Genomic DNA, 11,315 nt, shown 5'->3' with positions numbered 1-11,315 from the left:
ACGCGGTCCACGAGGGACCGTCGGACGTCGGGGTTACCATGGAGCACGTGCTCATCTGTCTCACGGCGTCGCACCAGAACGCCAGCTTCGACCTCCTGGAGCGACTGAGCATCGGCGCGCCGGCCGCCGCGGACGGACTCGTCACCGGGTCCGGCGTCCTCGACGGCGCCGTGGTCCTCGCCACGTGCAACCGGTTCGAGGCCTACCTCGACGTCAGCGACGCACCGGACCAGGCCGTCGCCGCCCTCATCGACGCGGTGAGCACCGCCTCGGACGTCCCGCCGTCGGAGCTCGCGTCGTCGGTGCGCGTCCTCGGCGACGGCGACGTCGTCGAGCACCTCTTCGCGGTGTCGAGCGGGCTCGAGTCCGTCGTGATCGGCGAGACCGAGATCTCCGGCCAGGTCCGCCGCGCGCTCGAGGACGCCCGCGCCGCCGGGACCACCACGTCGGACCTCGAACGGCTCTTCCAAGAGGCCGCGCACACCTCGCGCGGCGTCAAGACCCGCACCCGGATCGGTGCCGCCGGCCGCTCGCTCGTCCGCCTGTCCCTCGAGCTCGCGGCGTCGCGGGTCACCGACTGGGCCGGCACGCGCGTGCTGCTCGTCGGCACCGGCCGCTACGCCGCCACCACCGTCGCCGCACTCCGCGAGCGCGGCGCCGCCGACATCACCGTCTTCTCGCCGTCCGGACGGGCGGCCGCCTTCGCGGCGAAGCACGCGCTCGCGGCGACGACGGACCTGCGCGCCACGATCGGCACGTCCGACATCGTGATCACGTGCACGTCGAGCGAGCAGCCCGTGATCGACGCCACCGACCTCGCCGACGGCACGCGGCGGCTCGTGATCGACCTCGGACTCCCCCGGAACGTCGACCCCGCCGCGTCGGACGTCCAGGGCGTCGAGCTCCTCGACCTCGAGACGATCAGCCTGCACGCCCCGCTCGCCGAGCTGAACGCCGAGACCGAAGCCCGTGCGATCGTCGACGACGCCGTGCACCGCTTCCACACCGCGGCGCTCGAACAGTCCGCGACGCCGGCCCTCGTCGCCCTCCGGAAGCACGTGTTCGACGTCCTCGACGACGAGATCGCACGGGCGAGGAGCCGCGGGGACTCCTCCGAGCGCACCGAGCAGGCGCTCCGACACCTCGCCGGCGTCCTCCTGCACGGTCCGTCGGTCCGTGCCCGCGAACTCGGACGGACGGGTCGCGCCGACGAGTTCGTCGCCGCGGTCGAGGCGATGTACGGCATCGTGCCGACACCGACCGGAGCCGACACCCCGGTCGTCCCGCTCCCCGACCGTGCCGCCGCCGTCCGGCCCGCACTCGGCACCGCGACCGGCTCGGCGTCCTGACCGGGTCCGTCCCCGCCGTGCTCCGCGTGAGCGGGCTGCTCCTCGTCCGCGACCGCAGGGTGCTCATGGTGCGCAGCCGGGGACGCGACGTCCTGTACCTGCCCGGCGGCAAACAGGAACCCGGCGAGACCGCGCTCGACGCCGTCGTCCGGGAGACGCTCGAGGAGACCGGGCTCGCCCTCGCCCCGACCGACGTCACGTCGTTCGGCTCCGTGACGGCACCGGCGCACGACCAGGCCCCCGGCACCCTGGTCGCGATGGACCTGTTCCTCGTCACCCCGTCCGCGGACCGCACGGGCGGCTCGCTGCACGGCCGACAGCCGATCGCCGCGGCCGAGGTCGACGCCGTCGAGTGGGTCACCGTCGAGGACGCCCACCGGTGCCCGCCCGCGGGCGTCGCGACCCTGCGGCGCCTGGCGGCCGCCGGGCTGGTGGACTGACGGACGGGAGGCCCGTGGCGGCGTCGCCACGAGCCTCCCGTCCGGTGGTCCACGGTCCGGGCTAGACGTCCTTCGTCGTGTCGCCGGTCCCGTCCTCCGGGATCTCCGAGTCGATGTACGACCCGACGGTCTCGTCGGCGTCGTCGGTCGCGTCGTTCTCGCCGGGGATGTCCGAGTCCTCGTAGGCGCCCTCGCCGGAGCGGGCGCCGTCGGCCGCGTGCGTCTCACCCGGGATCTCGCTGCTCGTGTACTCCCCGACGGGCTCGCGGGAACCGGAGCGCTCCTCGCCCGGGATGTCCGAGTCGACGTACTCGCCGCTCGACGTCGTCATGCCGTCCGCTCGTCCGCCGTCGCCGCGCGCCTGCTCGTGCTTGCCAGCCATGGGGTCCGCCCTCCTGGTCGTGCGCGGGTCGTCGTCGACACCGCGTCGTGCCGGCCAGTCTGCCCGGCCCGGTCGTCATCCGCCAGGAGGACTTCCAGGTCGGGAACGGTCCGACACGGCGGCGATCCGGTCACGATCCACACGATCTGCACGCGGTCGTGGTTGCCTGGGGCCATGCTGCACAGCAAGCGTCTCGGACTCGCATCGGTCATCACGGGGATCGTCGTCCTCGGCACCCTCACGGCCTGCGCCGGCGGCGGCGGGTCCCCGGAACCGACGAAGACCGTCGTCGCCACCACGACGACGACCGCGTCGCCCGGCCCGTCCGGCTCCTCGTCCCCCTCGCCGACCTCGACCGACGCCGCGGGCGGCGACACCGGCGGCGGGACCCAGTCCGGGTCGCGCTGCACCGTGTCGGACCTGCGGGGCGGCACCGCCGACGGCGGCGGGGGCGCGGCCGGCAGCACCGAGATCGTCCTCACGTTCACGAACACCGGCGACAGCGCCTGCACGCTGCAGGGCTGGCCCGGGGTGTCGTTCGTCGGCGGGGGAAACGGCACGCAGATCGGGGCGCCGGCCACCCTCGACCGGTCGTCCGCCCACGCGACCGAGACGCTCGCACCGGGCGCGACCGTCCACGCACCGCTCCGGATCGTCCAGGCGGCGAACTTCGACGCGGCCGACTGCTCGCCGACGCCCGCGGACGGCTTCCGCGTCTACCCGCCAGGGTCCGAGCAGGCGATGTTCATCGCGGCGTCCGGCTACACGGGGTGTGCGAACACCGCCGAGCAGGTGTTGAGCGTCCAGGCGATCGTCGCCGGGTAGCGTCCGGCTGCGGTCGGCTGCTGCCGGCTGCGGTCGACTGCTGTCGCTTGCTCAGGCGTGCACGACATCGAGCACGTCGGCGCCCATCGCCCGCAATGCGTCGACGACGGCGAGCCGCCGCTGCAGCGAGTCGTCGTCGAACGACACCGACACCGCGTAGCTCACGGACCGTTCCGGTCCGCGGAGCACCCCGGTCTCGCTGCGGACCCCGGGTCCGGAACCGGTGATGGTCACCGCTTGGAGGCCGTGGTCGAGCGCCCGGTGCGCGAGCGGGTCGAGCCCGAACGCCCCGGCCACGAGGGTCATGTCCATCCCGAGCGACAGCCAGCCGAGCACCCGGTTGCTCGTCGCCTCGTCCACGACGTCACCGAGTGCGAGCCCGCGCATCAGCCAGCTGATCTCGCGGGCGGCGGCCACCGCCGAGTCCGGTGCGTCGTCCGGGCCACGGCGATCGCGGATCCGGTCGATCACGGCGCTGCGGTCGATGCCGAGCGCCTCGGCCCGGAGTCGGACCGCGTCGATGCCCACCGTCGAGAGCAGCGCGTTCGTCGCCCACGCGTCCGCCGTCGCGCCGACGAGTGTCGCGAGGTCGGACACCTGCATCGTCGGCTCCTGGAGGAACTGCCAGAGTCCCGGGCCCGTCGCGGTGTCCCGGGCCATCCGCTGCAACCGGTCGCCGTGCAGCCGACCGTCCTCGAGCTGCGCCGCGACCTCGACGAGGAGCAGCAGCCGACCGATCCCGGCCACGGGCAGCACGACCCGGTCGTCGACCGCGAGCAACGCGTGGCCGGTCGAGGTGTCGACGACCGACGCGCTCACCTTCGCGCCGTCGTGGGCGAGCCCGCCGAGGGCGTCGATCGTCCCCGCGAACGCCTCGTCCGCGGCACCACGATGGCGGCCGCCGGCACGGGCGGACCGTGCCTGCTGCCGTCGCCGTGGTGCCGCGTCGGGTTCGACCATGCTCACCAGATGGTGACGCGCTCGGCCGGGTCGAGCCACAGGGCGTCCGACTCCGTGACGCCGAAGGTCGCGTAGAACTCGTCGATGTTGCGGACGATCTGGTTGCAGCGGAACTCGTTCGGCGAGTGCGGGTCGATCGACAGGAGCCGGGCCGCCTCCTCCGGACGGATCGCCATCTGCCACGCCTGCGCCCAGCTCAGGAAGAACCGCTCCGCACCGGACAGCCCGTCGATCACGGGCGGCTCCTGACCGTCGAGCGAGAGGAGGTACGCCTTCCACGCGATCGCCAGGCCACCCAGGTCGCCGATGTTCTCGCCGATCGTCAGGGCGCCGTTCACGTGGCCGTCCGGGACCTCGCGCGGGATGAGCGCGTCGTACTGCGCGATGAGCGCCGACGTGCGCTCCTCGAACGCCGTCCGGTCGGCGGCCGTCCACCAGTCCTGCAGCCGGCCGTCACCGTCGTACTGCGAGCCCTGGTCGTCGAACCCGTGACCGATCTCGTGGCCGATCACCGCGCCGATCGCGCCGTAGTTCGCGGCGGCGTCCCGGGAGGCGTCGAAGAACGGGTACTGCAGGATCGCGGCCGGGAACACGATCTCGTTGAACCCCGGGTTGTAGTACGCGTTGATGGTCTGCGGGGTCATGAACCACTCGTCGCGGTCGATCGGCTTCCCGATCTTGCCGAGTTCGCGGTCGACCTCGAACGACGCCACGGCACGGACGTTGCCGAGCAGGTCGTCCGGCCGCACCTCGAGCTTCGAGTAGTCGCGCCAGACCTCCGGGTAGCCGATCTTCGGCGTGAACTTCGCGAGCTTCTCGAGTGCTCGGCCGCGGGTCTCGTCGGTCATCCAGTCGAGGCCGGTGATGCTCTGCCGGTACGCCTCGACCAGGTTCCCGACGAGGTCGTCCATCGCGACCTTCGACGACTCATCGAAGTGCTCGTGCACGTAGATGCGTCCGACCGCCTCGCCGAGAGCGCCCTCGACCAGTGACACCCCGCGCTTCCAGCGGTCGCGCTGCTTCGGTGCGCCGGTGAGCGCCGTGCCGTAGAACGAGAAGCTCGTCGCCGAGAACGCACTCGTCAGGTACGCCGCCGACGAGCGGATCACCTGCCAGCGGAGCCAGTCCTTCCAGACGTCGAGCGGCTGCGCGGTGAGCTGCGCCGCGAGACCGGCGAGGAAGTCCGGCTCGCGCACCACGACGGTGTCGAACGCGTCGGCCGGGGCGTCGACGGCGTCGCGCCAGATCGACAGGTCGACCCCGGGCGCGAGTTCCGCGGCGTCGGCCCACGTCATGCGGTTGTAGGTCTTCTGGCTGTCCCGGGTCGTCACGTTGTCCCAGTGCGCGGCGGCGAGCGCCGTCTCGAGCGCGATCACGTGCTCCGTGCGGTAGGCGCCCTCCTCGAAGCCCGCGAGCGGGAACATGGCAGCGACGAACTCGCGGTACTTGTCGCGGATGTCCGCGAACCGCTCTTCCCGGTAGTACGACTCGTCGGGCAGGCCGAGCCCGGACTGCTCGAGGAACACGACGTACGACTGCGGGTCCCCGGGGTCGTTGTCGACGAAGAGCTGGATGAAGCTCGAGACTCCGAGCCGCTCGAACCGGCCGACCATCGCGAGGACCTGCTCGATGGTCTCGATGGACTGGATCTCGCCGAGGAGCGGGTCGATCGGCCCGCTGCCCTGTGCGTCGAGCGCTGCCTCGTCCATGAAGCTCGCGTAGACGTCGCCGATCTTCCGGGCCTCGCCGCCCTCGGACTCCTGCGACCGCTCGACGATCGTGCGGACGGCCTCCTCCGCCGCCTCGGCGAGCACCGTGAACGAGCCGTAGCGCGCCTTGTCGTCGGGGATCGCGGTCGAGCGGATCCAGATGCCGTTGACGTGCCGGTACAGGTCGTCCTGCGGCTTCACGGTCGCGTCGAGGTGGGCGGTGTCAATCCCGGACACCAGTTCGGTTCCGGAGGGCTGGCCTGCGTCGCTCGTCATGCGGACCACGATAGCCATCGTCGTCGATAGGGTTCCCGCATGGCACTCGGGTGGACGCTGCACGGCGACGGCAAGACGGTCTCGGCATCGGCGATCGTGCTCCCCGAGGAACGTCTCGGCTGGGGTCGGACGATCGGACTCGGCGTCCAGCACGTCGTCGCCATGTTCGGGGCGACGTTCCTCGTGCCGCTCATCACCGGGTTCCCGCCGTCGACGACGCTGCTGTTCAGCGGCATCGGCACGCTGCTGTTCCTCGTCGTCACGAAGAACCGACTGCCGAGCTACCTCGGCTCCTCGTTCGCGTTCCTCGCACCGATCGCCGCGGCGACCAAGCTCGGCGGCATCCCGCTCGCGCTGTCCGGGATCATCGTCGTCGGCGCGCTGCTCGCGGTCGTCGGGCTCGTCGTCGGACTCGCCGGGTCGCGGTGGATCGACGTCCTCATGCCGCCGGTCGTCAGCGGGGCGATCGTCGCCCTGATCGGGTTCAACCTCGCGCCGACCGCCAAGGACAACTTCACGAAGCAACCCGTGATCGCGGTCATCACCCTCGCCGCGATCGTGCTCACGACGGTCGTCTTCCGCGGCATGACCGGGCGGCTGTCGATCGTGGTGGGCGTCGTCGTCGGGTACGTCGCGGCGGTGGTCGGCGGCGGGGTGGACTTCTCGGCGGTGGGGCACGCCGCGTGGGTCGGCCTCCCGACCTTCACGCTCCCGGCGTTCGACGGCGGACAGCTCGCGGTCTACCTCGGGTTCCTGCCGGTCGTGCTCGCGCTCATCGCCGAGAACGTCGGGCACGTCAAGGGCGTCGGGCAGCTCACCGGCCGCGACCTCACACCGCTCACCGGCCGGGCGCTCTTCGCGGACGGGCTGTCCACGGTGCTGGCCGGCATCGGCGGCGGTTCCGCGACCACGACGTACGGCGAGAACATCGGCGTGATGGCGGCGACCCGGGTGTTCTCGACCGCGGCGTACTGGGTGGCGGGCATCGCCGCGATCCTGCTCGGGCTCTCCCCGAAGATCGGCGCGGTCATCTCGACGGTCCCGGCCGGGGTGCTCGGCGGGGCGACGACCGCGCTGTACGGCCTGATCGGCGTGATCGGCATCCGGATCTGGGTGGAGAACCGGGTCGACTTCGCAGCGCCGAAGAACCAGCTGACCGCCGGCATCGCGCTCATCATGGGCATCGCCGACTTCACGTTCGGAGTGGGCGGGGCGACCTTCGGCGGCATCGTCATCGGCACGGTCGCGGCGATCGTCGTCTACCACCTGATGGACCTCGTCGGCCGGGCGCGCGGTCCCGAGGGCGGCGCCGACCACGTCGCCGACTGAGGCGATGTCGGGGAACCCCGCCACCCGCCGCCGCACCGTCGACCGGGACATCGTCCGCCTCGCCCTGCCGGCGCTCGGGGCGCTCGTCATCGAACCGCTCTTCCTGCTCACCGACACCGCCCTCGTCGGACACCTCGGCGCGACGTCGCTCGCCGCCGTCGGGATCGCGTCGGCGGTCCTACAGACGGTGACCGGCCTCCTGGTGTTCCTGGCCTACGCGACGACCCCGACCGTCGCGCGCGCACTCGGTGGCGGCGACCGACGGGGCGCGGTGCACGCCGGCATCGACGGCATGTGGCTGGCGCTCGGACTCGGGGCCGTCCTCGCGCTCGTCGGCTGGCCGCTCGCCGGACCGCTCGTCGACCTGTTCGGAGCCGCGACGGACGTCGCCGCCGCCGCGACCGCGTACCTCGTGCTCTCGCTCGTCGGGCTGCCCGGGATCCTCGTCGTGACGGCCTCGACCGGATTGCTCCGCGGACTGCAGGACACCCGGACGCCGCTCGTCGTCGCGACCGTCGGCTTCGTCGCGAACGGACTGCTCAACGCACTCTTCATCTACGGCCTGCGGCTCGGGGTCGAGGGGTCCGCACTCGGCACCGTCGTCGTGCAGTGGGCGATGGCGATCGTGTACGTCGTCATCGCGGTCCGGGCCGCACGGGCCACGGGAGCGCCGGTCGCCCCGGGCCGCTCGGGTCTCGGGTGGGCCCTCCGCTCGGGTGCGTGGCTGTTCCTCCGGACCGCGTCCCTCCGTGTGGCCATGCTCGCGACCGCCGGCGTCGCGGCGGGACTCGGGATCACCGGGCTCGCGACCACCCAGGTGGCCCTGACGGTGTTCTCGACGCTGGCGTTCGCGCTCGACGCCCTGGCGATCGCCGGACAGTCGCTCGTCGGACACGCCCTCGGTGCCGGCGACGTCGACCGGGTGCGCCTGACCACGAGTCGGCTCGTCGTGCTCGGTGTCGCCGGCGGGGTGCTGCTCGGCGGGCTGACGGCCGCGGTGAGCGGGGTGCTCGGCCCGGTGTTCTCCGACGACCGGTCCGTGCAGGGGTCGTTGCCCCCGGTGCTCGTGCTCATGGCGCTCGGGGTGCCGATCGCGGGGTACGTGTTCGTGCTCGACGGGGTCCTCATCGGGGCCGGCGATGCCCGGTACCTCGCGATCGCCGGCGGGGTCGTCCTCGCTGTGTACCTGCCGCTGCTGGTGGTCGTCGGGGCCGGGTCGCTCCCGGCGCTGTGGGCGGTGTTCTCGTTCGGGTACATCGGCGTGCGGGCGGTGACGCTGGGGGTGCGGGCGCACCGGCCGGGGTGGATCGCGGCGGCGGTCGCGCGGCGCTGAGCCGTCGATCGGACGGGCGCTGCCGTGCCGCCACACCGCCGTGCCGCGGCACCGCGGACCACCACCACACCGCCGCCCGGACAGGACACCGCTGCGGACGCCGGTGTCTCAGCGTGTGCGCGGTGTCGTGCTCGGAGCGGGCGGCGGCCCGGCCGTGTCCCCGATCCGGAGCTCACTCCGGAACGACGCCGCCTCGGGCTCCGCCCCCTCGAGCATCGCCAGCGCAGCCCGAGCCGCGGCGCGACCCTTCTGCACCGCCGGCTGGACGAGCGTCGTCAGCGTCCTGATCGGTGCGCGGTGGAGCAGGCTGTCGTCGATCCGGATGCCGTCGAAGCCCACCACGCTGAGGTCCTCCGGCACACGGAGCCCGAGCTCCAGCGCCGCCGAGATCACCCCGACCGCGAGCAGGTCGCTCTGCGCCACGATCGCCGTCGGACGCTGCCCCGCGGGCAGGGCCGTCGCCGCGGGCAGGGCCGTCCCCGCGAGGAGCGCCGTCCCCGCGAGCCGACCCTCCTCGACGGTGCTGCCACCCGTCGCGTACACCGGGGCGTCCCCGAACACCCCGTGCACGCCAGCTATCCGCTCGGTCGTGGTGAAGGCCGTCGACGCGTCGAGGTCCGCGTCCGACGCGGGTCCCCGGGTCCGTGCGGCGTCGAGCGGCAGCGACACGACGGTGACCTGGACGTGCCCGAGCTCCCGCAGGAACGCGGCCGCGCGGCGTGAGGCCTCACGGTTGTCGAGCTGGATCGGCACGGCGCCGTCGATGCGGTCCGCCTCGATCGCGACCACCGGGATCCGTCGCCGGCCGAGGACCGCGACGGCGGCGTCGATCCGGACGTTGCAGCCGATCAGGATCACGGCGTCCATCGGGGCGTCGACGAGCGGCCCGAAGCCGACGGCGTCGTCGAGCGGACTGCGGACGAGGAGCAACGACGCCCCGGCCGCACCGGCGACCTCGGCGATGCCGTCGAGGGTCTGCACGTTGACGGGGTCGTGGAACGCGTCGCTGAGGCGCTCGTCGAGGACCACCCCGACGACGCCGGAACGACCGCGACGGAGCGACCGTGCACGGGGGTCGGGGCCGTCGTACCCGAGCTCGGCCGCGACGGCGAGCACCCGCTGCCGGGTCTCCTCGGCCACGGGGCCGGACCCGCTGAAGGCGAGGGACGCGGTCGACGCCGCCACCCCCGCCGCGCGGGCGACCTGGGCGAGCGTCGGACGGCGGCCGTCGTGCCCTGATCGCCGAGTGTCGCTTGCCGCATCCTCCATGGGTCGTTAGCGTAGTCACATCGGTCGGTCGAATCGATTCGACCGCGCGACGACCCCGTTCCCACACCGCCGTCCAGGAGCCGCACCATGACCACCGCCCCGAACGTCTCCGCGTTCCGCGCACCGGGCACGACCGCCTGGCGGAACGCCGTGTTCGTCGTGTTCACGCTGTCCGGTCTCGCCATCGCCACCTGGCTCGGCCGGGTCCCGAGCGTCCGGGACGCCCTGCACGCCTCGACCTTCGACATGGGCGTGCTCGTCGTCGGGATGTCGGTCGGCTCGATCGCCGGTCTGACCGTCGCCGGGCACATCGTCGCGCGGCTCGGTGCCCGGCGGAGCGTCGAGATCGCCGCGGCCTGCCTGATCGTCGGGATGATCACGGCCTCGCTCGCCGTGACGATGGACTGGGGCTTCTGGACGATCTGGGTGTGCCTCCTCGCGTTCGGGTTCGGCAACGGGCTCGCGGACGTCTCGATGAACGTGTCGGGTGCCGCCGTCGAGCGGAAGGGCGGCCGGTCGATCATGCCGCTGTTCCACGCCGCGTTCAGCCTCGGCACCCTCGCCGGTGCCGCCCTCGGCTCCCTGGCGGAGGCGCTCGACGTCCCCGTCGCACTGCACCTCGGCGTCGTCGGCGTGCTCGTCGGCGTCGCGATGGTCGTCGCGGTCCGGTCGTTCGGCGAGGAGCGCATCACCGACCCGGTCGGCACCGACACCTCGCCCGTCCCCGTCCCGGTCTCGCGCTGGGCCGTCTGGGCCGCGCCGGGCACCATCCTCATCGGACTCATCGCCCTCGGGATGGCCCTGGCCGAGGGATCCGCGAACGACTGGCTCGCCCTCGCGATGGTCGACGGCCACGGCCTGACGAACGCGGCCGGCACCGCGACCCTGTCGGTGTTCGTCGCCGCGATGACCGTCGGCCGGGTCCTCGGGGTGTTCGTCCTCGACCGGTTCGGGCGGGTGCCGGTCCTCCGGGCGAGTGCGCTCCTCGCCGTGATCGGCATGGCGATGCTCATCTTCATCCCGTCCGTCCCGCTGGCGATCGCCGGCGTCGTCCTGTGGGGTGCCGGTGCGTCGCTCGGGTTCCCCGTCGCGATGTCGGCCGCGGCGGACGACCCCCGGGTGGCGGCCGCGCGGGTCAGCGCCGTCGCGACGATCGGGTACGTCGCGTTCCTCGCCGGGCCCCCGCTCATCGGGTTCCTCGGCGGCGTCGTCGGCCTGCTCGACGCGTTGCTCCTGGTGTTCGTGTTCGTCATCGTCGCGGGGATCGTGTCCGGTGCGGCCCGGGAACCGGGCCGGCCCGCCGGACGGCAGCCGCGCCTCCAGGACGGGGCAGCGGGCGGGAGCGGCGAGGCCGGCGCCGACCGCACGGTCAGCGCGATCAGCGCGGCCGGCGGTCCGGCCGACACCGTCCCGACCGAGGCGCGCGCCGACCGCCGTTAGGCT

10 protein-coding genes are annotated in these 11,315 nt (G+C 73.1%); 6 read left to right on the top strand and 4 right to left on the bottom strand.

The genetic code is table 11. The features are described 5' to 3' along the window. Positions 1-47: 47 nt before the first annotated feature. Complete coding sequence (locus ACO0E0_RS03590) at positions 48-1,349, top strand: glutamyl-tRNA reductase (protein ID WP_422870036.1); 1,302 nt, start codon at positions 48-50, stop codon at positions 1,347-1,349. A 26-nt stretch (positions 1,350-1,375) separates the two neighbouring features. Continuing rightward, on the top strand, positions 1,376-1,789 hold the full coding sequence (locus tag ACO0E0_RS03585; protein ID WP_422870035.1) for an NUDIX hydrolase: 414 nt from the start codon (positions 1,376-1,378) through the stop codon (positions 1,787-1,789). Positions 1,790-1,850: 61 nt separating this feature from the next. On the opposite strand, the gene ACO0E0_RS03580 is transcribed toward ACO0E0_RS03585, so the two are convergent. After that, positions 1,851-2,171, bottom strand: coding sequence for a hypothetical protein (locus tag ACO0E0_RS03580; protein WP_422870034.1), 321 nt, complete (start codon positions 2,169-2,171; stop codon positions 1,851-1,853). Positions 2,172-2,345: 174 nt separating this feature from the next. Here ACO0E0_RS03580 and ACO0E0_RS03575 point away from each other — a divergent pair, with 174 nt between their 5' ends. Then, positions 2,346-2,996, top strand: a complete 651-nt coding sequence (locus ACO0E0_RS03575) for a DUF4232 domain-containing protein (protein WP_422870033.1) — start codon at positions 2,346-2,348, stop codon at positions 2,994-2,996. Positions 2,997-3,047: 51 nt separating this feature from the next. Here the strand turns inward: ACO0E0_RS03575 and ACO0E0_RS03570 are convergent, their stop codons facing one another. Beyond that, positions 3,048-3,956: a serine hydrolase gene (locus ACO0E0_RS03570; RefSeq protein WP_422870032.1), complete on the bottom strand. Its 909-nt coding sequence runs from the start codon at positions 3,954-3,956 to the stop codon at positions 3,048-3,050. A 2-nt stretch (positions 3,957-3,958) separates the two neighbouring features. After that, a complete protein-coding gene (locus ACO0E0_RS03565) occupies positions 3,959-5,941 on the bottom strand; it encodes a M13 family metallopeptidase (protein ID WP_422870031.1) in 1,983 nt (660 codons plus the stop codon). Between the two features lie 39 nt (positions 5,942-5,980). Here ACO0E0_RS03565 and ACO0E0_RS03560 point away from each other — a divergent pair, with 39 nt between their 5' ends. Both ACO0E0_RS03560 and ACO0E0_RS03555 read left to right on the top strand, forming a co-directional pair. Beyond that, positions 5,981-7,270 (top strand): uracil-xanthine permease family protein, encoded by a 1,290-nt coding sequence (locus ACO0E0_RS03560; protein ID WP_422870030.1) that lies wholly within the window; start codon positions 5,981-5,983, stop codon positions 7,268-7,270. Positions 7,271-7,274: 4 nt separating this feature from the next. Then, positions 7,275-8,603 (top strand): MATE family efflux transporter, encoded by a 1,329-nt coding sequence (locus tag ACO0E0_RS03555; protein ID WP_422870029.1) that lies wholly within the window; start codon positions 7,275-7,277, stop codon positions 8,601-8,603. Between the two features lie 108 nt (positions 8,604-8,711). On the opposite strand, the gene ACO0E0_RS03550 is transcribed toward ACO0E0_RS03555, so the two are convergent. Next, positions 8,712-9,872 carry a LacI family DNA-binding transcriptional regulator gene (locus ACO0E0_RS03550; RefSeq protein ID WP_422870028.1) on the bottom strand — a complete coding sequence of 387 codons (1,161 nt, stop codon included), beginning with the start codon at positions 9,870-9,872 and terminating at the stop codon, positions 8,712-8,714. 36 nt (positions 9,873-9,908) lie between these two features. Here ACO0E0_RS03550 and ACO0E0_RS03545 point away from each other — a divergent pair, with 36 nt between their 5' ends. After that, the gene (locus ACO0E0_RS03545; RefSeq protein ID WP_422870442.1) at positions 9,909-11,312 is read left to right on the top strand and encodes an MFS transporter; all 1,404 of its coding nucleotides are present in this window, start codon (positions 9,909-9,911) and stop codon (positions 11,310-11,312) included. Positions 11,313-11,315: the final 3 nt, after the last annotated feature.

It is taken from the genome of Curtobacterium phyllosphaerae (assembly GCF_049341865.1).
Taxonomy (GTDB): Bacteria; Actinomycetota; Actinomycetes; order Actinomycetales; family Microbacteriaceae; genus Curtobacterium; species Curtobacterium phyllosphaerae.
This window is presented reverse-complemented; position numbering and strand designations above follow the sequence as displayed.

Coding starts and splice junctions, on each gene's coding strand:
- ACO0E0_RS03570 (WP_422870032.1), bottom strand. CDS start 3,956: ATGGTCGAACCCGACGCGGCACCACGGCGACGGCAGCAGGCACGGTCC.
- ACO0E0_RS03550 (WP_422870028.1), bottom strand. CDS start 9,872: ATGGAGGATGCGGCAAGCGACACTCGGCGATCAGGGCACGACGGCCGC.
- ACO0E0_RS03580 (WP_422870034.1), bottom strand. CDS start 2,171: ATGGCTGGCAAGCACGAGCAGGCGCGCGGCGACGGCGGACGAGCGGAC.
- ACO0E0_RS03565 (WP_422870031.1), bottom strand. CDS start 5,941: ATGACGAGCGACGCAGGCCAGCCCTCCGGAACCGAACTGGTGTCCGGG.
- ACO0E0_RS03575 (WP_422870033.1), top strand. CDS start 2,346: ATGCTGCACAGCAAGCGTCTCGGACTCGCATCGGTCATCACGGGGATC.
- ACO0E0_RS03555 (WP_422870029.1), top strand. CDS start 7,275: ATGTCGGGGAACCCCGCCACCCGCCGCCGCACCGTCGACCGGGACATC.
- ACO0E0_RS03560 (WP_422870030.1), top strand. CDS start 5,981: ATGGCACTCGGGTGGACGCTGCACGGCGACGGCAAGACGGTCTCGGCA.